Below are 21,917 nucleotides of genomic sequence, written 5' to 3'. Positions count from 1 at the left end.
GGGACGTAAAGAGACAGAAAGCACCAAGATGGTCACCTATATCGACGCAGCCTCCGCCCCCCTCAAGAATACCGGCGTCATCCGCCTCTATACCCCTGAGGACTTCGACGGGATGCGCAAGGCGTGCCAGCTGACGGCGCGCTGCCTCGATGAACTCGCCGCAATCGTCAAGCCGGGCGTGACGACGGACGCCATCGACCGTTTCGTCTTCGAATTCGGCGCCGACCACGGCGCGCTGCCGGCGACGCTGAACTATCGCGGTTATACCAAATCCGTCTGCACCTCGATCAACCACGTCGTCTGCCACGGCATTCCGGATGAAAAGCCGCTGCGCGATGGCGATATCGTCAATATCGACGTGACCTATGTGCTGGATGGCTGGCATGGCGATTCGAGCCGCATGTATCCGGTCGGCCAGATCAAGCGCGCCGCCGAGCGGCTGATGGAAGTGACCTATGAATGCCTGCTACGCGGCATCGCGGCGGTGAAGCCCGGTGTACGCACCGGCGCAATCGGCGCGGCAATCCAGGCCTATGCGGAAGCGGAGCGCTGCTCCGTCGTGCGCGATTTCTGCGGCCATGGCGTCGGACGCCTGTTCCACGACACGCCGAACATCCTGCATTACGGCCGCCCGGACGAAGGGCCGGAAATCCGCGAGGGCATGATCTTCACCATCGAGCCGATGATCAATCTCGGCAAACCGCATGTGAAGGTGCTTTCCGACGGCTGGACGGCGGTAACGCGCGACCGGTCGCTCTCCGCGCAATATGAACATGCCGTCGGCGTCACGGCCACGGGCTGCGAAATCTTCACACTGTCGCCCGGCGGCTTCGACCGTCCGGGCCTGCCGCCGCTTCCCCCCGCATAAGGCCAGACCCGCCTATGGCAAAACGCCCCGCCCCGCCTTCCGCCGATCTTTCCACAACTCCCGGCTTTCAGGCGGGCGAAGGCGATCTGTTCAACGGAGCGGATGAGCGCGGTTTTTTCGCCGAATCGCGGAGCGGCGCGAAAAGGCCGGCAGCCATCGTCGAACAGGAAACGGATGCCGCCCATTATCATGGACATCGCGACCGGCTGCGGGCGCGTTATCGCGATGGCGGCGACGCGGCGCTCGCCGATTACGAATTGCTGGAGCTTCTTCTCTTCCGGCTGATCCCGAGGCGCGATACCAAACCCATCGCCAAGGCTCTCATTGCCCGTTTCGGAACGCTTGGCAGCGTGCTCGGCGCGCCCTTGCCGTTGTTGCAGGAGGTGAAGGGCGTGGGCGAAACCGTGGCGCTCGATCTGAAGCTCGTCGCCTCCGTTTCCCAGCGCATGCTGAAAAGCGAAATCCGCAACAAGCAGGTGCTCGGCTCCTGGTCCTCGGTCATCGATTATTGCCACGCCGCCATGGCCCATGAAACGCGCGAACAGTTCCGCGTCCTGTTCCTCGACAAGCGCAACGTCCTGATCGCCGATGAGGTGCAGGGTCAGGGAACAGTGGATCATACGCCGGTCTACCCCCGCGAGGTCGTGCGCCGCGCCCTTGAACTTTCATCTACCGCCTTGATTTTAATTCATAATCATCCAAGTGGAGACCCGACCCCTTCGCGCGCCGATATCGAGATGACCAAGACAATCGTCGATACGGCAAAGCCGCTCGGCATCACCGTCCACGACCACATCATCATCGGCAAGGACGGCCACGCCAGTTTCAAAGGCCTTCGGCTGATCTGAAGTAGACGCGAAAGCTTAAGAAGAGCTGCAACCCATGGGAGCGGCATCAACACAAAATTAACACCTATAAATTAGCATTTCCGAAAATAATAAATCAAGGCATCGAACCTTGATGCCTGAAGGAACGGGGGTGCTTTATGTTTAATGGAGTGCGTTTCTTTCGCGATAGATCTGGCTCGTCTGCTGTCGAGTTCGCCATCGTCGCACCGATATTCTTTCTCGTCCTGCTCACCATGATCGCCTACGGCATTTATCTGATGGCGGCCTATTCGGTGCAGCAGATCGCCGCCGACGCGGCGCGGACGGCGGTTGCCGGCCTCAACACGACCGAGCGCCAGCAGCTTGCCCGGGATTTCGTCACCAAAAGCGACCTCAGCTACGCCTTCATGGACAAGAGCCGCTTCACCGTCAATGTCGCCACCGATCCCGCCAATGCCAACCAGTTCACGGTAAAGGTCGAATATGACGCTCGCGATCTGCCGATCTGGAGCCTCTACAGCTACACCCTGCCCGAGCCGGTCATCCGGCGTTTTTCCACCATCCGGATCGGAGGAGCATGACATGCGAGATATTCATTCCCTGCTTCCCCGCTTCCTCAAGGATAAAACGGGCAACATCGCCATTTCGGCGGGGCTCACCGCACCGCTCTTCATCGGCATATTGGCGCTCGGCGTCGATTACGGTTATCTGACATTGCAGAAACGGCAATTGCAGCAGACCGCCGATCTCGCGGCCATATCGGCGGCAGCCAACGCCACGGACGCCGAAAAGGCGGTCCAGCAATATTTCGCCCTCAATGGCATGGATCTCGGTGTCAGGACGGCCCAGGGACTTTTGACCGAAAAGGGCCTGCAACCCTTCGACCCGCTGAATGAATTCGCCAACAGCAAGGGTTACGCCGAAGTCATCAAGGGACACTACGAGCCGGATGCGACAGTCCCGGTCGGCCAGCGTTTCGTCGATAACGCCCTGCCCACCAATGCGATAAAGGTGAACATCGTCGAACAGGGCCAGATATTCTTCGCTTCCGCCTTCACCAAGCCGCCAAAGGTCTCGGCGGTCGGAACGGCCTCGTCCCAAAGGATCGCGGCATTTTCGGTGGGATCGCGCCTCGCCAGCCTCGATGAGGGAATTCTCAACAGCCTGCTCGGCGGTCTGCTCGGCACCACGGTTTCATTGAAACTCATGGATTATCAGGCGCTTCTCGCCGCCGATGTCAACGCGCTGAAGATCGTCGAGGCGCTGGCCATCGATCTCAACCTCACCGCCGGCACCTATAAGGATGTTCTGAAGACGGAAATCAGCTACGGCAAATTCCTCGACGTGCTGACGAAAACCACGGGGCTGCAGCCGGCGGTCGTCAACATTTTGAATACGCTGCAAAAAACCGTCAACAAGAGCAACGTCAAGATCAAGCTGGAGGAGATACTCAATCTCGGTCCGTTCTCGGACAAGCTGATCGGTACGGGCGAAAACCTCAAGGTCACCGCCGGCGTCTTCGATCTCATCAATGCCGCCGCCGTGGCGGGCAATGGCGGCAACCAGCTGGGGCTTAATATCAACGCCAATCTTCTCGGCCTCGCCTCGGTCAAGGCAACGCTCGCCATCGGTGAACCGCCGGTCGAAACACCGTCGCTCGCCGTCGGCGGCCAAGGCACCGTGGTGCGCACCGCACAGACCCGTCTTGCGGTCAGTGTCGTGGTGGACGGGCTTCAGGCCATTGCCGGCCTCAAGGTCAACCTCCCGCTTTATGTGGAAGTCGCCCATGCCGAAGCACGGCTTGCCGATATTCGTTGCACGGGCGGCGGACAGGGCACCGTCGATGTCGAGGTCGTTCCCGGCGTCGTCGAAATCGCCCTTGGCAATGTCGACACCACGGCCTTTGCCAATTTCGGCAGGGACCCGCGCGTCACCAAGGCCGCAATCGTGGATTCGGCGCTGCTCGCCATCAATGGCAGCGCCCTCATCAATGCCACCAATATGACCAAGACCAAGCTGACCTTCACGCAGTCCGATATTACCCAGGCCAAGATCAAGAGTGTCTCCACCAAGGACACCGTCACCACTCTTGTCAGTTCACTGCTGAAGAACCTCAATCTCGATATCAGGCTTCTCTTCCTCAACCTGGATTTGGGAGGCCTGGCGGGCATTCAGTCGGCGCTTGCCAACACGCTTGCGGCAGTCACCGCTCCGGTCGATCAACTGCTCTACAACGTGCTTCTGGTTCTCGGCGTCAAGATCGGCGAAGCCGATGTGCGGGTCACGGATGTCCGCTGCCAGCAGCCGGCGCTGGTGCAATAATTCAGCACCGCGCATGAAAAAAGCCGCCGGAAGGTCTCCCGGCGGCTTTTTTTTTCGTTTAAGGCTTCATATCACGCGTTGGCGATTGCCAGACGCTTCTCATCGCGGCCGCTCTTCATGCGCTCGGACAGCAGGAAGGCCAGTTCCAGCGCCTGATCGGCATTGAGGCGCGGATCGCAATGGGTATGGTAACGGTCGGACAGCGAATCCGCCGTCACGGCGCGCGCGCCACCCGTGCATTCCGTCACGTCCTTGCCGGTCATCTCGATATGGATGCCGCCCGGATGCGTGCCTTCGGCGCGGTGGATCTGGAAGAAGCTTTCGACTTCCGACAGGATGCGCTCGAAAGGACGCGTCTTGTAGTGGTTGAGTGTGATCGTGTTGCCATGCATCGGGTCGCAGGACCAGACGACCTTGCGGCCTTCCTTCTCGACGGCGCGGATGAGCTTCGGCAGGCTGTCCGCCACCTTGTCATGGCCGAAACGGCAAATCAGCGTCAGGCGACCGGCCTCGTTTGCCGGGTTCAGCACATCGATCAGCTCGATCAGATTGTCGGGCGTCAGCGACGGACCGCATTTCAGGCCGATCGGGTTCTTGATGCCGCGGAAATATTCCACATGCGCATGGTCAAGCTGACGCGTGCGGTCGCCGATCCAGATCATGTGGCCGGACGTCGCGTACCAGTCACCGGAGGTGGAATCGATGCGGGTCAGCGCCTCTTCGTAGCCAAGCAGCAGAGCCTCATGGCTGGTGAAGAAATCGGTTTCGCGCAGGCTCGGATTATTGTCCGCGCTGATGCCGATCGCCTTCATGAAGTCCATGGTTTCGGAAATCCGGTCGGCCAGCTTGCGGTAGCGATCCGCCTGCGGGCTGTCCTTGATGAAGCCGAGCATCCACTGGTGAACGTTTTCAAGGTTGGCGTAACCACCCATCGCGAAAGCGCGCAGCAGGTTCAGCGTCGCGGCCGACTGGCGATAAGCGTCGAGCTGGCGCTCCGGGCTCGGTATGCGCGAACCTTCGTTGAATTCGATGCCGTTGATGATGTCACCGCGGTAAGACGGCAGCGTCACGCCATCGAGCACTTCCACATTGGAAGAGCGCGGCTTGGCGAACTGACCGGCAATGCGGCCGACCTTTACGACGGGCAGCTGCGCGCCATAGGTGAGCACAACGGCCATCTGCAGGAACGCGCGGAAGAAGTCGCGGATATTGTCCGCGCCATGTTCGGCGAAGCTTTCGGCGCAATCGCCGCCCTGCAGCAGGAAGGCGTTGCCTTCCGCCACATTGGCGAGCTGCTTCTTCAGACGGCGGGCCTCACCGGCAAAGACCAGGGGCGGATAAGTCGCAAGTGTGGCTTCCGTTGCCGCAAGCGCTGCCGCATCCGGATATTCGGGAACCTGCTGGATCGGTTTCTGCCGCCAGCTGCCGGGGGTCCAATTCTGTGCCATGTTCTCACCCTTTTCTCGCCCGCGCGACGTCGCGCGGCCGCCTCGAAAAATTGAGCGGCTTATAGCTCCAAGCATCGGCTTTGCATAGCCGATCCCTGAGCCATCCGGCTCATTCTGCCCGTTTTGAGCGCTCCAGACGCACAAAAGTCAATTCAAACGATTTAACAATCCCGCCGCCATTCGAAAACTTCGCTTTCAAAGGGCGGCAGGCTGATGCGGGCGGCGATTATATCACGCCTGTACCGGCGTTACACACGCTCGCCATTCACGACGCGATAGCTCGGCGAATACATCGTCACCAGCTCTTCGGCGGCCGTCGGATGAACCGCCATGGTGCGGTCGAAATCATCCTTGGTGCAGCCGGCTTTCAGCGTGATGCCGAGAAGCTGCGCCATCTCCCCTGCCTCATGGCCGAGAATATGCACGCCCACGACCTTGCGGTCGGCGGCATTGACGATCAGCTTCATGATCGTCTTTTCCTGACGGCCGGAAAGCGTGGCCTTCATCGGCCGGAACTGGGCGCGATAGACTTCCAGTTCCGGATATTTCTTGCCGGCCTCCTCTTCCGAAAGACCGACGGTGCCGATTTCAGGCTGCGAGAACACCGCCGTTGCGATCAGTTCGTGATCCGGCTTGGTCGGGTTGTTCTTGTATTCGGTTTCGATGAAGCACATGGCCTCGTGGATCGCCACCGGCGTCAGCTGTACCCGGTCGGTGACGTCGCCCAGCGCGAAGATGTTCGGCACATTCGTGCGCGAATAATCGTCGACGATGATCGCGCCCCGCGCATCGAGCTTCACACCGGCGTTTTCGAGCCCCAGACCCTTCGTATTCGGATCCCGGCCAAGCGCCAGCATCACCAGGCCGACATGCAGCGAGGCGCCCTGCTTGGTGCGGGCCACGAAGCCACCGGTACCATCCTTGCTGACTTCCTCGATGATATCTTCGAGAATGATGCGGATGCCCTTGGCCTCCATCGCTTCATGCAGGCCCTTGCGCATGTCGTGATCGAACCGCGAGAGGATTTCCTTGCCGCGATAGATCAGCGTCGTTTCGACACCGAGCCCATGGAAGATATTGGCGAATTCCACAGCGATATAACCGCCGCCGGCAATCAGGATCGATTTCGGCAGTTCTTCCAGGTCGAAAGCCTCGTTGGACGAGATCGTCAGCTCATGACCGGGCAGCGCCTTGTGCTCGTTCGGCGTGCCGCCAACGGCAATCACGATACGCTCGGCCGTGAAGGTCTTGCCGGTTTTCGTCAGCTTCACGGTATGGGCGTCTACCAGTTCCGCCCGGCTGTCGAAAATATCGGCCTTGGCGTTTTCCAGACCCTTGCGGTAGAGCCCTTCGAGACGGGTGATTTCCTTGTCCTTGGCGGCGATCAGCTTCTTCCAGTCGAAGCTGCGCTCGCCGACGCTCCAGCCGAATCCTTCCGAATCCTCGAAATGCTCAGGGAATTGCGAGGCGTAGACGAACAGCTTCTTCGGCACGCAACCGCGGATGACGCAGGTTCCGCCATAACGATATTCCTCGGCGATTGCCACGCGCTTGCCGAGCGAGGCGGCCACGCGGCCGCTGCGCACGCCGCCGGAACCGCCACCGATGACGAAAAGATCGTAGTCATAAGCTGTCATAGTCAAAACCCCTGATCAAAACCGCCGCCATCAGCCTCAGGACGGGCGGCGGTGCATTCACGCCACATATAGGTGCTGCGACGCACAAATGAAAAGCCCGGTCTTGCGGCCGGGCTTTGAATATTTCTGAATTGTCTGTTCACCCAATCAGGGCTTGGGAGCCACGGGAGCGCCACCGGTGGCGTTCTGATCGGCCGGAAGCGGCTTCAGGTCCGCGCCGGCAACCTTCTGCAGTTCCGACATGCTGGAAGCGTTGAGGTCGCGGTTGATGCCGGCGGCCCAGATGTCGGCGGCCTTCATCAGTTCGCGCGTGGCGATCGGGCCGTCCTTCAGGAGCTTCTTGCCGGCTTCGCTGCTGTAGAAGGTGGAAATGGCGTTCAGCTCTTCGACGGTGAAGGCGCGCGCATAGGTGAGCGCTGCTTCGCGCTCCAGATCGGCGCGGCGCGGCGCAAGCTCGAGAGCCTTCGCGTCAACAGTCTCGGTGATCGCGTCCTGAACGTTCGGCGAAGCCTGAATGAGTTCGGCCTTCAGACGCTCCGCCAGACCCGGCAGAATGTCGTCGAAACGGTCGGTAACGCCAAGAGAGGTGATCGCCTGCCGTGCGGCAGCGATATGCGCTTCCGAAATTTCCTGAGCGCGTGCGGCAGTACCGAACACGATGCCGGAAATGAGGATCGAAGCAGCGGCAGCTTTGCCCAGTCCCGCTAGTTTGACCATGAAAATCTCGCTCCTGTTATACTGCCTGCATCACGCGGGCGCCTTCAGGACCCGCGATAATGGCAAGCGATGCCAAATTTATGAAAAGTCCGTGCTCGACGACACCGGGAATCGTGTTCAACTCGCGTGCTAGCGCTTCTGCATCAGGAATACGGCCAAAAGATGCGTCGAGGATAAGGTGTCCGCCATCCGTCATGAAGGCGCCGTCGCCGGAAGAACGCATCGTCAGCGTGCCGGAAAGCCCGGAACGCGACGCCAGTTTTTCGATGGCGATACGCGTCGCCACCTGGCCGAACGGGTTGATTTCGATGGGAAGCGGAAAGGCGCCCAGCGTCTCCACCACCTTGCTCTGGTCGGCAATCACGATCACGCGGGCGGATGCCGCCGCAACGATCTTCTCGCGCAGCAGCGCGCCGCCGCCGCCCTTGACGAGACGCAGCGCATGATCGACCTCATCCGCGCCGTCAATGGTCAGATCCAGTTCCGGCAATTCATCGAGGGATTTCAGCGGAACGCCAAGCTCGACGCAGAGACGCGCGGTGCGCTCGGATGTCGGCACGCCCTCGACTTTCAGACCGGCGGCGACCTTTTCGGCCAGAAGCCTGACGAATTCCTCGGCCGTCGAACCCGTGCCGATACCAAGCCGCATCCCATCCTGTACATGGGACAATGCGGCCTCGGCGGCCTTGATCTTCATCTGGCGGGCATCCATGTGCCTGAAACTCCGGTAGCTTTGTCGTCGCCGTGCTGTTTACACGGGTCGAAAGCCAAACGAAAGCCTTTTTCAAGCCAACGAACAGAACGTTGTGACGCGGTTGCAAAGACAGACCCGTTTGCCTAGGCTTGGCGGGAATGAAAGCACCGATACATCAGTTACACGCATTCCCGAGAGGCCAGTTCCCGTGACATCCCGCCCGCTCTCCCCGCTCGCCATTTTCGATCTCGACGGCACGCTGGTCGATACCGCCGCCGATCTGGTCTCCAGCCTCAACCACACCATTGCCGCAGTCGGGCTTGCTCCCGTCACCTATGACGACCTGACCCACCTCGTCGGCCAGGGCGCGCGGGTCATGATCAAGCGGGCCTTCGCGCTTCGCGAGACGGAACTGCCGGAAGCCGAAATCGAGCCGCTCTATGAGCGCTTCATCGCCCATTACCGCGCCGAAATGCCCGGCGAAAGCCGCCCCTATCCCGGCATCATCAACGCGTTGGATGCGCTCTCGGAAGCCGGCATCACGCTTGCCGTCTGCACCAACAAGACAGAAATCCTCGCTCTGCCGCTGCTCGAAGAACTCGATCTGACACGCTATTTCGCCGCCATTACCTGTGGCGACACCTTCTCCTTCCGCAAGCCGGACGCCCGCCATATTCTCGGCACCATCGAAAAAGCCGGCGGCGACGTCCAGCGCTCCATCATGGTCGGCGACAGCATCAACGACATTCTCGCGGCAAAGAACGCCGCCGTGCCGTCGATTGGCGTCACGTTCGGTTATTCGGATGTGCCGATGGCTGAACTCGAACCGGACGTCGTGATCGACGATTTCAGTGAATTGACGCCGGCGCTGTTCGAAGAACTGGTTGCGAAGGGTGCAGCCGCCGCCTGAGAGGCTGGACCAGACAAGTAAAGCGCCAGGGAACGGCGTTTCCGACGTCAATGAGAGCTGAACAACCTCTCCTCCGTCATGCCGGACGAGATCCGGCATCCAGCCACGGCGCGTCTGCGCCGTGAAAAGACTCTTTTGCGATCAAGGACTTGATCGCGCTGGACCCCGGATCAAGTCCGGGGTGACGGAGTACGGTGTTGCCGTTGACGCCAAATGTAGCAGGCGGACTCCAGCACCAAACAAATTGGGCAGGCCTTTCCTTCAAACAAAAAAGCGCCGTCTCCGGCGCTTTTTCTCTTGATGCTATCCTGATCAGATCGACGCGGCCCGCGCCTTCGTCGTCACGGCGAACGCCTTCTGCACATAGCTGTCGCGGTCATACACATCGTCGAAGAACTGCACCTTGCCGTCCTTGTCCGGCCAGGCGGTGAAATAGGCCACGTAGACCGGAACCTTCTCCGGCACCTGCACGGCGCGGTTCTTGCCCGAAGCGATCTGCTCACCCACCTTATCGACGCTGGTGCCGAGAACCGCGGCAGCCATGCGGCGCGGATCGACCAGACGGATACAGCCGTGGCTCAGCGCCCGCATGTCGCGGTTGAAGAAGCTCTTGGCAGGCGTGTCATGCATGTAGATGGCATGCGCATTGGGGAACAGGATTTTCAGGTCGCCCAGCGCATTGTCGCTGCTCGGCGGCTGGCGCACAGAAACGGCGTTGGTGGAGCCATACCAGTTGACGCTGGTGGAGGAGACGGCACGGCCGCCCACCTGAACCTCATAACCCAGCCGGTCGAGATAGGACGGATCGCGGCGCAGCTTCGGCAGCATCTCGTTGACGATGATCGACTGCGGCACGCCCCAATAGGGGTTGAACTCGACGGTCTGGATTTCGTCCTGGAAGAAATAGGTCTGATTGGCCTTGGAGCCGACGACGACCTTCATGCCGAACTGTTCCACGCCATCATTGTGGTAATAGGCCATGAAGGCGGGCTGGTTGATGAAGACGTAACGCTGGCCAAGATCGGCTGGCAGCCAGCGGACCTGCTCCATCGCCACCTGCACCTTGGCGATCTTCGCGTCATTGCTTTCGCCGACCATGGCGCGCACGGTGGCGCGGCCGATGACGCCATCGGGCTTCAGGCCGTTTTCGCTCTGGAACGCCTTCACCAGATCGACGAGATCAGGCGTATAATCCGGCGTCTGCTGGTAAGCGGAAATGATCGCCGCATGCTCGGCCTTGAAGGCGGGCGAAGCGCGATGTTCGATGGCCTTGACGACATTGGCCATATCCGCGCTGCTGTTGCCGGGCTTCAGCACCAGATCGGCGGGAACGCGGACGACATGCGCCGCATCGCCTTCACCACGCAGGCGGGCAAGCTCCGCCTTCAGCGCCAGATATTCGGCGCCCGACGGTTCGCGGCTACGTAGATAGGCGGCAACATCGGGGCTCAGGCCCGCAAGCTTCAGCACCGGTGCGAGGTTCACCGTCTTGCGCTTGAAATCATGATAGCCGGAAAGCCGGTTCGGATCGACACGGCCACGGGCCGTATCCTGCACATAGGCGAGAACCTTGGCGGAAAGCGCCAGCTCGAACTGCATCTGCGCCCGCTGATAGGCATCGGACACGGGCGCCGAGGCCGTCTCTACCGGCGTACCGGTCGCAGCCGAACCGGAAGCGTTGCTGATGCTGGCCGTCACATCCTTTGCCGGTGGCGAAATGCTGTAATCGGCCGGATCGAGGCCGCTTTCACCGACCGTCTCCAGAAAGGCGATGACAGCATTGGCGCGCGCGGTCAGCTCGCCTTGCGAAACCCAGAGCGTCTTGCCGCCGGCGCCGTAATAGGCTTCCAGCGCCTTGGCGATCTCGGGGGTGGCGCTGAACTTCAGATTGGCAAGGCCTTCACCGAAATTCGCCGTGTTCACCGCACGGGCCGTATCCGCCTTGTAGTCGTAATAGCGCGGGCCGGAAACACGCGGCAGCGGCTCGGGATCGGAAGCATCGGCACTTTGGCCGGCACTCGATCCGGGGGGCGAGGTAACGATGCCGGCCGGCGGCAACTCACCGCGATCGCGCGCGATCTTGCCAGGGCCGCCGCGCAGGAGGTCCATCAGCGTTACCGCACCGGCGCTGCCGGGAAGAGCGGTGGAAACGGAAAGACCGAGAGCCAGCACCAGTGCTGCCGATGTTTTTCCAGATGTGACTTGCAATTTGATCCTCGTAGCACCCAGCACCGCCAGCGAAAGGGCGGGCATCAGTTTCATGCCTGTCTAGCCGATCGACGGCCCGTTGAAAAGAAAACGCGAAAAAGCCCACAACCGTGCCGAAATGAACCTTATGATACAGCCAAAGCCGTAAAAACGTAATTTCCAGAATTGGCGAGAATGGTTAAATTTCCATTTATTTCATTCACTTTGCCCTGCCCCGCCCGACCTTCCCAGCCCCCCGGAAAGCCCGGTTTTCCAGCCATTTCGCGTCGTAGTAAAAATGACACGCCGGCGCCTTTTTCACCCCGCGCCGCGCCAGACGGCGAAATCGCTTTTGCGCGGCGGGAAATATCTGCCTCCGCTGCATTGCAGCGCTTTCATTGCCGGCGCGATGATTCTATATATCGGCCGCGCAAGGCGGGCGAAGGCGCCGTTTTGGCGGAGGAAAACGAGTAAAAAGGCAAGATTGATGACAGCCACACGGACGGAAACCGATACATTTGGACCCATTGAAGTTCAGGCCGATCGCTATTGGGGCGCGCAGGCGCAGCGCTCGCTCGGCAACTTCAAGATCGGCTGGGAAAAGCAGCCGGCCTCTGTCGTTCGCGCGCTCGGCATCGTCAAGCAGGCCGCAGCCCGCGCCAACATGGCGCTGGCTGGTCTCGACCCCAAGGTCGGCGACGCCATCATCGCCGCCGCGCAGGAAGTCATCGACGGCAAGCTGACCGAGCATTTCCCGCTCGTCGTCTGGCAGACCGGCTCCGGCACCCAGTCCAACATGAATGCCAATGAGGTGATTTCCAACCGCGCAATCGAGATGCTCGGCGGCGAAATGGGCACCAAGAAGCCGGTTCACCCGAACGACCACGTCAATATGAGCCAGTCCTCGAACGACACCTACCCGACGGCGATGCACATCGCCTGCGTGGAAGAGATCGTTCACCACCTGCTGCCCGCCCTCAAGCACCTGCACAAGGCGCTGGAAGCCAAGGTCAAGCAGTTCGAGAAGATCATCAAGATCGGCCGCACCCACACGCAGGATGCAACGCCGCTGACGCTCGGCCAGGAATTCTCCGGCTACGCCGCGCAGGTCGCCTCCGCCATCGCCAATATCGAAACCACCCTGCCCGCGCTCTCCAAGCTCGCCCAGGGCGGCACCGCCGTCGGCACGGGCCTCAACGCTCCCATTGGCTTTGCCGAAAAGGTCGCCGAGGAAATCTCCAAGATCACCGGCCTGCCCTTCGTGACCGCGCCGAACAAGTTCGAGGCGCTCGCCTCGCACGATTCCATGGTCTTCTCGCATGGTGCGATCAATGCGGCTGCTGCTGCGCTGTTCAAGATCGCCAACGACATCCGCTTCCTCGGCTCCGGCCCGCGCGCCGGCCTCGGCGAATTGTCGCTGCCGGAAAATGAGCCCGGCTCGTCGATCATGCCGGGCAAGGTCAACCCCACCCAGTCGGAAGCGCTGACGCAGGTCTGCGCCCACATCTTCGGCAACAATGCAGCGCTGTCCTTCGCCGGTTCGCAGGGCCATTTCGAGCTCAACGTCTATAACCCGATGATGGCCTACAACTTCCTGCAGTCGGTCCAGCTTCTGGGCGATGCGGCCGTCTCCTTCACCGACAATTGCGTCGTCGGCATCGAGGCCCGCGAAGACAACATCAAAAAGGGCGTCGAGAACTCGCTGATGCTGGTGACGGCGCTGAACAGCAAGCTCGGCTACGACATCTGCGCCAAGATCGCCAAGACCGCGCACAAGAACGGCACGACGCTGCGCGACGAGGCCGTTGGCGGCGGATACCTCACCAACGAGGAATTCGACCAGTATGTGCGTCCGGAAAACATGATCGGGCCGAAGTAAGCCTGTCGGGATTTTTTGAAACAAGGAACGGGCCTTCGGGCCCGTTTTTTGTTTGCTCAACAAAAGACAAGCCCATCCAGAACGAATCTCAGGATGGTCAGTCGGGGAAGAATTCTCCGTCATGCCGGACTAGATCCGGCATCCAGCCACGGCGCGTCTGCGCCGTGAAAAGAGTCTTTTGCGATCAAAGACTTGATCGCACTGGACCCCGGATCAAGTCCGGGGTGACGGAGGAGATGTCTAGACTTCCCGCAATAAAAAAGGGCCGCTGTCGCGGCCCTCTTCATCTCCTTCAAACCATCAAACCAGCCGGCTCTGCTCCACCGCCGCTTCCACGAAGCTGGCGAAAAGCGGATGCGGATCAAGCGGGCGGCTCTTCAGTTCCGGGTGATACTGAACGCCGATGAACCACGGGTGGTCGGGATATTCCACCGTTTCCGGCAGGACACCATCCGGAGACATGCCCGAGAACACCAGGCCGCATTCTTCCAGCCGGTCCTTGTAGTCCACATTCACCTCATAGCGGTGACGGTGGCGCTCGGAAATATCCGTGGTGCCATAGATTTCGGCGATCTTGGTGTCTTTCTTCAGCGCCGCCTTGTAGGCGCCAAGACGCATCGTGCCGCCGAGATCACCCTTGGAGGAGCGCTTCTCCAGCTCGTTACCCTTCACCCATTCGGTCATCAGGCCAACAACCGGCTCGGACGTCGGGCCGAATTCGGTGGAGGAGGCATTTTCGATGCCGGCGAGATGACGGGCCGCTTCCACGACCGCCATCTGCATGCCGAAGCAGATACCGAAATAGGGCACGTTGCGCTCACGCGCGAACTGCGCCGCCATGATCTTGCCTTCCGAACCGCGCTCGCCGAAGCCGCCCGGCACCAGAATGCCGTTGACCTTTTCGAGATAGGGCGTCGGGTCTTCCTTTTCGAAAACCTCGGACTCGATCCACTCCAGCTTGACCTTGACGCGGTTGGCGAAGCCACCGTGATGCAGCGCCTCGATCAGCGACTTATAGGCATCCTTGAGGCCGGTATATTTGCCGACGATAGCAATCGTCACTTCGCCTTCCGGCGTGCGGATGCGGTTGCAGACCTCTTCCCAGGGCTCCAGACGCGGCTTGGGCGCCGGCTCGATGCCGAAAGCGGCCAGCACTTCCGAATCGAGACCTTCCTTGTGGTAGGCGATCGGCACGTCATAGATATTCGCCACATCCAGCGCCTGGATGACGGCGGAAGGACGCACGTTGCAGAACAGCGAAAGCTTGCGGCGTTCCGCTTCCGGGATTTCCCGGTCGGCGCGCACCAGCAGAATGTCGGGATGAATGCCGAGCGCCTGCAGTTCCTTGACGGAATGCTGGGTCGGCTTGGTCTTCAGCTCGCCGGCTGCCGGAATATAGGGCATCAGCGTCAGGTGAAGATAGATCGCCGTGCCGCGCGGCAGGTCGTTGCCGAGCTGACGGATCGCTTCCATGAACGGCATCGCTTCGATGTCACCCACCGTGCCGCCGATCTCGCAGATGACGAAATCGTAATCGTCATTGCCTTCGATCACGAAATCCTTGATCTCGTTGGTGACATGCGGAATGACCTGAACCGTTGCGCCGAGATAATCGCCGCGCCGTTCCTTGTCGATGATGTTCTTGTAGATGCGACCGGTGGTGATGTTGTCGGTCTTGGTGGCCGAACGCCCGGTAAAGCGTTCATAGTGGCCAAGGTCGAGGTCCGTCTCGGCACCGTCATCCGTCACGAACACTTCGCCGTGCTGTGTCGGGCTCATGGTGCCGGGATCGACGTTCAGATAGGGGTCGAGTTTACGAAGCCGCACCCGATAACCACGGGATTGCAACAAAGCTCCGAGTGCTGCCGCAGCGATGCCCTTGCCTAGAGAGGAGACCACGCCGCCTGTGATGAATACATATCGCGCCATGGGATTCACCGGATACCTTTTTACCTCTGATTCCGCCAGCCCAAAATTCATGCTTTCGAAAATTCGCTGTTGACGAATTTGCGATGGGTCAGGCCGGAATACGAACAAAAGAAAACCGGCAGGCTTTTGGCCTGCCGGAGCGTTAAATCAAAACCGGGCTTATTGACCGGTCGGAACTGCGTTCGGATCGGCGGGCTGCGCCGGTGCCGGAGCGGCCGTGCCGGAAGCGGCCGGAGCCGGAGTGGTCTGCGCCGGAGCGGCTGCACCATTATTGGTCGGAACGCCATTTTCAGCCGGAGCCGGAGCGGGCGTCGAAGGCGTCGTCGCCGGGCCGAGCGTATCGAGAATGCCGTTACCCTGGCCCTGCGTGGCCGGAATACGGTTAAGAATATCGGTCGGGCGCGATTCGTAGCGCGTCAGAAGACCGAGGCCGAGCGAGGTCGCGAAGAACAGCGCGGCAAGGATCGCCGTGGTGCGCGTCAGCGCATTGGCCGTTCCGCGCGCGGACATGAAGCCCGAACCGCCGCCGATACCGAGGCCGCCGCCTTCGGAACGCTGGATCAGGACCACGCCGACAAGCGCCAGCACGATCATGAGGTGAATAACAATCAAAACGGTCTGCATGACAATCCATTCCATGCCCCGCGCGGAGCACTACAAAGAAGGTTTCGCGGCTCTTTACATGAGGCGAAGGCTTATTCCAAGCCCCTTTCCCGCCATCTGTAACAGGAAAACCTGTCTCAGGCCGTCAGTTGCTCGTATGCCGCATAGATGGACAGGAAGTCTGCGGCTTTCAAGCTCGCGCCGCCGATCAGCGCGCCATCCACGTTCTCGACGCCCATCAGTTCCAGTGCATTGGCGGGCTTTACCGAGCCGCCATAGAGGATGCGCATGGTCTTGCCGGCCTCACCGAAGCGCTTGACGAGTTCGTCGCGCATGAAGGCGTGGGCCTCGCGCACATCGTCCACGGTGGGTGTCAGACCCGTGCCGATTGCCCAGACAGGCTCATAGGCGATGACGGTGTTTTCAGCCGTCGCTTCATCCGGCAGGGAGCCGGCAAGCTGGCGCTTGAGGATATCGAGAGTCTGGCCCGCCTTGCGCTCATCTGCGGTCTCGCCAATGCAGACGATGGCGATGAGATCGGCCTGATGGGCGGCCGCGGCTTTGGCGCGCACCAGATGATCCGTCTCTGCATGGTCGGTGCGGCGCTCGGAATGGCCGACGATGACATGGGTGCCGAAGCAGTCGGCGATCATCTCGGCGGAAATATCGCCGGTATGTGCGCCAGATGCATTCTGATGGCAATCCTGTCCGCCGATCATCAGCGGGCTGTCGTCGCACAGCGCCGTTGCTACATAAAGCAGCGTCGAGGGTGGGCAGATCAGCGCATCCACCTTCTCGGACAGCGCGCCCTTGACGCCTTCTGCCATGGCCTTGATCTGATCGAGCGAGGCACGGGTGCCGTTCATCTTCCAGTTTCCGGCAACAAGCGGTCGAACATTCGGCGTCATGCGTATCCCATTCCCTTTGTCTTGAGGCCGCCTGTGGCGGCGCCCCTTCCCTCAGCCGTATCACGGCCCATAATCGCGACAGAAACACTGCCGGAAATCCCGGGATATTCCTTTAACCGGCCCCGGCAATAAATGGTACAAAAAAGCGGCCGGAAGGTTCAAAACGACGGGCAATTTCTAAAAATTTGCCGTTGCTGACCCAAATCGAGGCCTCAGCGGCTCAAAATCCAGTTCAAAACCGCCCGCCAGTCGGTCATGCGCACAGGTGTGCCGTGGCTGCCGGTCTCATACCGCGTGAACCGCGCCGGCTCGCCGGCCTTCAGCAAGGAGCGGAAGATGCTTGCCTGCTGATCGGCCGAATAGACCTTGTCGGCGCTGCCATGGGTGAACCAGACCGGTTTCTTCGCCCTGGCAAAGGCGCTTTTCGGAAAATCCGGATCGACCGCACCGCCGAGGATCGCCATGCCCTTGAGATTGGTGACGGCAGCCTTGTCGCGGCTGATGCCGTAGCAGATGAAACTGCCCATCGAAGCGCAAGTCAGCACGACAGGCTTGCCGCCCGATTTTTTGGCCGCATCGGCAATCAGCGCCGCGATATCGGCGACGCCGTTCTCATCGAAGGAGCTCACGCTCGGCGCATAATAGGCGCCGCCATTGGCGACGGCCAGATTTTTCAGCCGGTTGAAATTGCCGCCGAACGTATAGTCGTTCATGCCGAGCCGCCGGTCGCCGCCGCGCCCGTGGATGAAGATGATCGTGAAGGCCTGCCCGCTCGCCGGCCCGACGCGGCCGACCTCAAGCGCCCTGCCCTCAACGGAAACGGTCTCCAGCGCCTGCGCCTTCTTCGGCGTCATATCGACATATTGCCGTTTCACCCGCCGCTCGGGCACCTCGTCGCGGCCGTTGATATCGCGCATCTCCTGATAGTCGATCACCTCGGAAGCGCCGCCATCGCTGCTGGAAAGCACCGTCTGGGCGGAAAACAGCTCGTCCTTGAAGGGACGCAACGGCCCGTCGGAGGCGAAGGCTGCAACCGGCATGGCCGCAACAGTCAGGCTGAAAAGAGTACAAAACGTGAAATGAGCTGTGGACATGCCTTGGCTAACCGTTCATTCGTGGCCGCGAGACTTGCCATTGCAACCTCGCCAGCGCAATCCTCCTGTTGCGAAACCCTGACACAATCGTGGCATAGGATGCGCCGCGTTTGCCAGACGGATCCACTTCAAATCGGACGGGAACCGCGTTTGGCGTTATGATTGACGCTACTGGCATAATGATTCGCATGGCGAAATTCTGACACACGCTTTTGAACTTTGGACATGATGGACGACAGCAACGATCTCTTCTCCGGTCTTCCGGCAGCACGAAACAGCGATACGGAAACGAACGAGGACACCGCAAAGACGCCGGTGACCGCGGCCGCCAACGTGCCCGCCAACGCGAATGTGCAGCCGAAACCCGCAGCCGTTGCGGCCGTCACGCCGCCCGCCCCCGTATCACCATCCGGTGACGACTACGGCGCGTCCTCGATCCGCGTGCTCGAAGGACTGGAGCCGGTGCGCATGCGTCCCGGCATGTATATTGGCGGCACCGATGAGAAGGCGCTACACCATCTCTTCGCCGAAGTCATCGACAACTCCATGGACGAGGCCGTCGCCGGCCACGCCAATTTCATCGAGGTCCATCTCGACGCCGAAGGTTTCCTGACGGTCACCGACAATGGCCGCGGCATTCCGGTGGAAAACCACCCGCAGGTTCCGGGAAAATCCACGCTCGAAGTCATCATGACCAAGCTGCATGCCGGCGGCAAGTTCGACGGCAAGGCCTATGAGACATCGGGCGGCCTGCACGGCGTCGGTGTTTCCGTGGTCAATGCGCTCTCCGATCTTCTCGAAGTGGAAGTGGCCCGTAACCGCAAGCTTTACCGCCAGCGTTTCTCGCGCGGCCTGCCCATCGGTCCGCTGGAAGAGCTTGGCGACGTGCACAATCGCCGCGGCACCCGCGTGCGTTTCCATCCCGATCCGCAGATCTTCGGCGACCACGCGAAGTTCGAACCGGCCCGCATCTTCCGCATGGCCCGCTCCAAGGCCTATCTCTTCGGCGGTGTCGAAATCCGCTGGAGCTGCGATCCCGGCATGGTGCCGGCCGGCGGCGAAATCCCCGAAAAGGCCGTGTTCCATTTCCCCGGCGGCCTAAAGGATTATCTTGCCGCCACGCTTGGCAAGGAATTCACCGTCACCCGCGAGATTTTCTCCGGCCGCACGGAAAAGACCGGCGGCCACGGCGCGCTGGAATGGGCTGTCACCTGGTATGGCGGCGACACGCAGATCCATTCCTATTGCAACACCATTCCGACACCCGAAGGCGGCACGCATGAGGCCGGTTTCCGCATCGCGCTCACCAAGGGCCTGAAGAACTATGCCGAGCTGACGCAAAACAAGCGCGCCAAGGACATCACCACCGATGACGTGATGATTTCGGCGGCCGGCATGCTCTCCGTCTTCATCCGCGAACCGGAATTCGTCGGCCAGACCAAGGACAAGCTGGCAACCGTCGAGGCCCAGCGCATCGTCGAAAACGCGCTGCGCGATCCCTTCGACCATTACCTCGCCGGCAATCCGGGCGAAGCGGCCAAGCTGCTCGACTGGGTGATCGAGCGCGCCGAAGAGCGCCTGCGCCGCCGCAAGGAAAAGGAAGTCAACCGCAAAACCGCCGTGCGCAAGCTGCGCCTGCCCGGCAAGCTCGCGGATTGCGCCCAGAACACCGCAGAAGGCGCTGAGCTTTTCATCGTCGAGGGCGACTCGGCCGGCGGCTCGGCCAAGCAGGCGCGCAACCGCGCCAATCAGGCCATCCTGCCGCTGCGTGGTAAAATCCTCAACGTCGGCAGCGCCAGCCGCGAAAAACTCTCCGCCAACCAGCAGATCGCCGATCTCATTCAGGCGCTTGGCTGCGGCACGCGCACCAAGTACCGCGAAGAGGATCTGCGGTATGAGCGCATCATCATCATGACCGATGCCGATGTCGACGGCGCGCATATCGCCTCGCTGCTCATCACCTTCTTCTATCAGGAAATGCCGGAACTCATTCGCGGCAACCATCTCTATCTGGCCGTGCCGCCGCTTTATGTCATCCGTCAGGGTGCCAAGAGCGCCTATGCCCGCGACGACGCCCACCGTGCCGAGCTGATGGAAACCGTCTTCAAGGGCAAGAAGGTCGAAATCGGCCGCTTCAAAGGCCTCGGCGAAATGATGGCCCAGCAGCTGAAGGAAACCACCATGGATCCCGAAAAGCGCACCCTGCTGCGCGTCGAGATCGACGATGTGGATTTCGAGGGCACCCGCGAGGCCGTCGACAATCTGATGGGCACCAAGGCCGATGCCCGCTTCCGTTTCATTCAGGAACGGGCGGCGTTTGCGGATAATCTGGATATCTGATGAGAAATCCCACCTGATCCTGGCCGAAAACCGCTGAAACTGGCCATTTTTGAAGCCAAAACTGGCCAACTGCTCAAGACACAGTCTCAAGCACTTTCGAATGCATGGGATTTATTGAAAGACGAACCGAGGTCTTCTGCTGCCAGCGATGGCAAGCATTCGACTAGGGGGATCGCGGGATGCGCTAGTAAGCTTGATTTTTCGCCCGAGTCTTATCCCGATTATTAGTGGTACGGCCAAGTTGATCAGTGTCTGACTCCGAAGGTTTCCGGGCGGGCCGCCCCGGCCCTAGCACACCCCTCCACCAGACAGCCCTGGCTTGCCGTTATATTCCTTCACCGCTCCGGTGATTCTGATGATGTTCGGGTTGTCTTGAATGGACATACGAGTCTCCCTGCAGGTTTTCGGGAGACGGTGGCTGTTTCGGATTAAGGGAGTTACCTGTTTGGCAGGGGGAAACTACCCGATCTCCGGCTGGAAAGGTGGATTTCTGGCCCCGAGCGCCTGGCTCTTTCCGGCTTCAGCGAAAATAGGGTCAGGCCTGCAAGCCCGCGGGCCCTCCCCGATCGCCCCCATGGAAAACACACGCAAAGGTCGTTCATCTTCGCCCTTACTGGCCGGGAAAATCAAAAAATCTGTCCCGGATTCGCTGCGTCTGGTGCCCATGCCGGCATTCAGGGCAGATCACAAACAATCACATATAACTTTTTGCATCTTATCCTGCGACCAATTCAACTGCTTGCAGCCGGCTGCCTGCTTAACTTCGGCCGGCAAAATAAAATCAGCGATGGCAAACACTTACTATAATTCTGACGTGAAGTATCGCCCCTTGAATCCACTCTGGCCAGCACCGTGCGAGCTTCGATCTCAACGAAATCCAACGCATAACTGATGCAAATTGGTAACTCAATTCCCATTCTTTTGATAAGCGCGCCAGAGTTGTCTTGCAAAATACCCTCTATTGATTAATGCGTCGAATTGGGCAACATGGGGTTGAAGTTTATTGATGACCAGATATCTGGCCAGAGCGCGATTTGTCGTTCCGGCAGCTACCAAATCATCTACATCAGGTGATTTCGACAGGAAGGTGATCGGTGGTATCGCACCGACCTCACCCGCGTTGCGAAACTCGGTCGTCGTTCTCTGCGCAGCTCTTTGCTTTGCTCCACAAGCGGCATTGTCATGGGATGATTTCAAAGGGCGGCGGCCGGCAGAGGCAAACGCAGGTCAGGCAGATCCAGATGTTGCTGCATCGCATGAGCCTGCCCTGACTATCCAGACATTTGCGGGTTCCGCATCTGATAGCGCGGCGTCCGGCGCTTCATCATGTTTTCCCGTGGACACGATCCGCATCGAAGGTGGACACGAACTCATTGGCAGCGAAGCTGTTGAAGATGTGACAAGACCCTTTGCATTGTCCTGCCAGAATGTTGGTTTCCGCGCAGAACTGAGCCGGTTTTTCCACCGAGAAGTGAGCCACCTCTGAGTATGGTTTTGTGATCAGGCTTTGGTCAAGGGATTGGCCTTTTCTCCTCTCTTCTGTGCTGCTGCAGC

General features: G+C 60.2%; 17 protein-coding genes. 8 read left to right on the top strand and 9 right to left on the bottom strand.

Features of this window, described 5'->3' with window-relative positions:
• Positions 1–28 precede the first annotated feature (28 nt).
• From map to ACIK7D_RS00070, 4 genes are all read left to right on the top strand, one after another.
• Complete coding sequence (gene map / locus ACIK7D_RS00085; RefSeq protein WP_003524822.1) at positions 29–868, top strand: type I methionyl aminopeptidase; 840 nt, start codon at positions 29–31, stop codon at positions 866–868.
• 14 nt (positions 869–882) lie between these two features.
• Entirely contained in the window at positions 883–1,716 is an 834-nt protein-coding gene (gene radC, locus ACIK7D_RS00080) for a DNA repair protein RadC (RefSeq protein WP_400155346.1), read from the top strand.
• 137 nt (positions 1,717–1,853) lie between these two features.
• A complete protein-coding gene (locus ACIK7D_RS00075; RefSeq protein WP_078053032.1) occupies positions 1,854–2,276 on the top strand; it encodes a TadE/TadG family type IV pilus assembly protein in 423 nt (140 codons plus the stop codon).
• A 1-nt stretch (position 2,277) separates the two neighbouring features.
• Positions 2,278–4,017 carry a TadG family pilus assembly protein gene (locus ACIK7D_RS00070; protein WP_080816944.1) on the top strand — a complete coding sequence of 580 codons (1,740 nt, stop codon included), beginning with the start codon at positions 2,278–2,280 and terminating at the stop codon, positions 4,015–4,017.
• Between the two features lie 71 nt (positions 4,018–4,088).
• Here ACIK7D_RS00070 and ACIK7D_RS00065 read toward each other — a convergent pair whose 3' ends face one another.
• The 4 genes from ACIK7D_RS00065 to rpiA form a co-directional block, all read right to left on the bottom strand.
• The gene (locus tag ACIK7D_RS00065; RefSeq protein ID WP_400155345.1) at positions 4,089–5,465 is read right to left on the bottom strand and encodes a class II 3-deoxy-7-phosphoheptulonate synthase; all 1,377 of its coding nucleotides are present in this window, start codon (positions 5,463–5,465) and stop codon (positions 4,089–4,091) included.
• 248 nt (positions 5,466–5,713) lie between these two features.
• Complete coding sequence (gor, locus tag ACIK7D_RS00060; protein ID WP_400155344.1) at positions 5,714–7,102, bottom strand: glutathione-disulfide reductase; 1,389 nt, start codon at positions 7,100–7,102, stop codon at positions 5,714–5,716.
• A gap of 147 nt (positions 7,103–7,249) precedes the next feature.
• Positions 7,250–7,819 carry a DUF2059 domain-containing protein gene (locus tag ACIK7D_RS00055; RefSeq protein WP_400155343.1) on the bottom strand — a complete coding sequence of 190 codons (570 nt, stop codon included), beginning with the start codon at positions 7,817–7,819 and terminating at the stop codon, positions 7,250–7,252.
• Between the two features lie 16 nt (positions 7,820–7,835).
• Positions 7,836–8,531, bottom strand: a complete 696-nt coding sequence (rpiA, locus tag ACIK7D_RS00050; protein ID WP_080816941.1) for a ribose-5-phosphate isomerase RpiA — start codon at positions 8,529–8,531, stop codon at positions 7,836–7,838.
• A gap of 190 nt (positions 8,532–8,721) precedes the next feature.
• Between rpiA and ACIK7D_RS00045 the strand changes: the two genes are divergently transcribed.
• Positions 8,722–9,423: an HAD family hydrolase gene (locus ACIK7D_RS00045; protein ID WP_400155342.1), complete on the top strand. Its 702-nt coding sequence runs from the start codon at positions 8,722–8,724 to the stop codon at positions 9,421–9,423.
• Between the two features lie 312 nt (positions 9,424–9,735).
• Here the strand turns inward: ACIK7D_RS00045 and ACIK7D_RS00040 are convergent, their stop codons facing one another.
• Positions 9,736–11,595 (bottom strand): murein L,D-transpeptidase, encoded by a 1,860-nt coding sequence (locus ACIK7D_RS00040; RefSeq protein WP_400155994.1) that lies wholly within the window; start codon positions 11,593–11,595, stop codon positions 9,736–9,738.
• A gap of 502 nt (positions 11,596–12,097) precedes the next feature.
• Between ACIK7D_RS00040 and fumC the strand changes: the two genes are divergently transcribed.
• The gene (gene fumC / locus ACIK7D_RS00035) at positions 12,098–13,489 is read left to right on the top strand and encodes a class II fumarate hydratase (protein WP_080818713.1); all 1,392 of its coding nucleotides are present in this window, start codon (positions 12,098–12,100) and stop codon (positions 13,487–13,489) included.
• Between the two features lie 300 nt (positions 13,490–13,789).
• Here fumC and ACIK7D_RS00030 read toward each other — a convergent pair whose 3' ends face one another.
• The 4 genes from ACIK7D_RS00030 to ACIK7D_RS00015 all read right to left on the bottom strand — a co-directional run bounded on the left by ACIK7D_RS00030 (position 13,790) and on the right by ACIK7D_RS00015 (position 18,023).
• Positions 13,790–15,418: a CTP synthase gene (locus ACIK7D_RS00030; RefSeq protein ID WP_003524803.1), complete on the bottom strand. Its 1,629-nt coding sequence runs from the start codon at positions 15,416–15,418 to the stop codon at positions 13,790–13,792.
• 159 nt (positions 15,419–15,577) lie between these two features.
• Positions 15,578–16,042 carry a preprotein translocase subunit SecG gene (secG, locus tag ACIK7D_RS00025; protein WP_059760449.1) on the bottom strand — a complete coding sequence of 155 codons (465 nt, stop codon included), beginning with the start codon at positions 16,040–16,042 and terminating at the stop codon, positions 15,578–15,580.
• Between the two features lie 116 nt (positions 16,043–16,158).
• On the bottom strand, positions 16,159–16,929 hold the full coding sequence (tpiA, locus tag ACIK7D_RS00020; protein ID WP_400155341.1) for a triose-phosphate isomerase: 771 nt from the start codon (positions 16,927–16,929) through the stop codon (positions 16,159–16,161).
• Positions 16,930–17,141: 212 nt separating this feature from the next.
• The gene (locus ACIK7D_RS00015) at positions 17,142–18,023 is read right to left on the bottom strand and encodes an alpha/beta hydrolase (RefSeq protein ID WP_400155340.1); all 882 of its coding nucleotides are present in this window, start codon (positions 18,021–18,023) and stop codon (positions 17,142–17,144) included.
• Between the two features lie 225 nt (positions 18,024–18,248).
• Between ACIK7D_RS00015 and parE the strand changes: the two genes are divergently transcribed.
• Together parE and ACIK7D_RS00005 are read left to right on the top strand one after the other, a co-directional pair.
• On the top strand, positions 18,249–20,363 hold the full coding sequence (gene parE, locus ACIK7D_RS00010) for a DNA topoisomerase IV subunit B (protein ID WP_400155339.1): 2,115 nt from the start codon (positions 18,249–18,251) through the stop codon (positions 20,361–20,363).
• Between the two features lie 1,006 nt (positions 20,364–21,369).
• Positions 21,370–21,849, top strand: a complete 480-nt coding sequence (locus tag ACIK7D_RS00005) for a hypothetical protein (RefSeq protein WP_400155338.1) — start codon at positions 21,370–21,372, stop codon at positions 21,847–21,849.
• Positions 21,850–21,917 lie beyond the last annotated feature (68 nt).

It is taken from the genome of Agrobacterium sp. P15N1-A (assembly GCF_044626815.1).
Lineage (GTDB): Bacteria > Pseudomonadota > Alphaproteobacteria > Rhizobiales > Rhizobiaceae > Agrobacterium > Agrobacterium leguminum.
The sequence above is the reverse complement of the archived record's forward strand: the minus strand, read 5'-3'. Positions and strand labels throughout refer to the sequence as shown.

What these genes read in the sequence shown, in the direction of transcription:
- ACIK7D_RS00030 (WP_003524803.1), bottom strand. Translation starts at nt 15,418, where the DNA reads ATGGCGCGATATGTATTCATCACAGGCGGCGTGGTCTCCTCTCTAGGC.
- ACIK7D_RS00055 (WP_400155343.1), bottom strand. Translation starts at nt 7,819, where the DNA reads ATGGTCAAACTAGCGGGACTGGGCAAAGCTGCCGCTGCTTCGATCCTC.
- ACIK7D_RS00070 (WP_080816944.1), top strand. Translation starts at nt 2,278, where the DNA reads ATGCGAGATATTCATTCCCTGCTTCCCCGCTTCCTCAAGGATAAAACG.
- rpiA (WP_080816941.1), bottom strand. Translation starts at nt 8,531, where the DNA reads ATGGATGCCCGCCAGATGAAGATCAAGGCCGCCGAGGCCGCATTGTCC.
- secG (WP_059760449.1), bottom strand. Translation starts at nt 16,042, where the DNA reads ATGCAGACCGTTTTGATTGTTATTCACCTCATGATCGTGCTGGCGCTT.
- fumC (WP_080818713.1), top strand. Translation starts at nt 12,098, where the DNA reads ATGACAGCCACACGGACGGAAACCGATACATTTGGACCCATTGAAGTT.
- ACIK7D_RS00075 (WP_078053032.1), top strand. Translation starts at nt 1,854, where the DNA reads ATGTTTAATGGAGTGCGTTTCTTTCGCGATAGATCTGGCTCGTCTGCT.
- radC (WP_400155346.1), top strand. Translation starts at nt 883, where the DNA reads ATGGCAAAACGCCCCGCCCCGCCTTCCGCCGATCTTTCCACAACTCCC.
- parE (WP_400155339.1), top strand. Translation starts at nt 18,249, where the DNA reads ATGATGGACGACAGCAACGATCTCTTCTCCGGTCTTCCGGCAGCACGA.
- tpiA (WP_400155341.1), bottom strand. Translation starts at nt 16,929, where the DNA reads ATGACGCCGAATGTTCGACCGCTTGTTGCCGGAAACTGGAAGATGAAC.
- ACIK7D_RS00015 (WP_400155340.1), bottom strand. Translation starts at nt 18,023, where the DNA reads ATGTCCACAGCTCATTTCACGTTTTGTACTCTTTTCAGCCTGACTGTT.
- ACIK7D_RS00065 (WP_400155345.1), bottom strand. Translation starts at nt 5,465, where the DNA reads ATGGCACAGAATTGGACCCCCGGCAGCTGGCGGCAGAAACCGATCCAG.
- gor (WP_400155344.1), bottom strand. Translation starts at nt 7,102, where the DNA reads ATGACAGCTTATGACTACGATCTTTTCGTCATCGGTGGCGGTTCCGGC.
- ACIK7D_RS00005 (WP_400155338.1), top strand. Translation starts at nt 21,370, where the DNA reads ATGACCAGATATCTGGCCAGAGCGCGATTTGTCGTTCCGGCAGCTACC.
- map (WP_003524822.1), top strand. Translation starts at nt 29, where the DNA reads ATGGTCACCTATATCGACGCAGCCTCCGCCCCCCTCAAGAATACCGGC.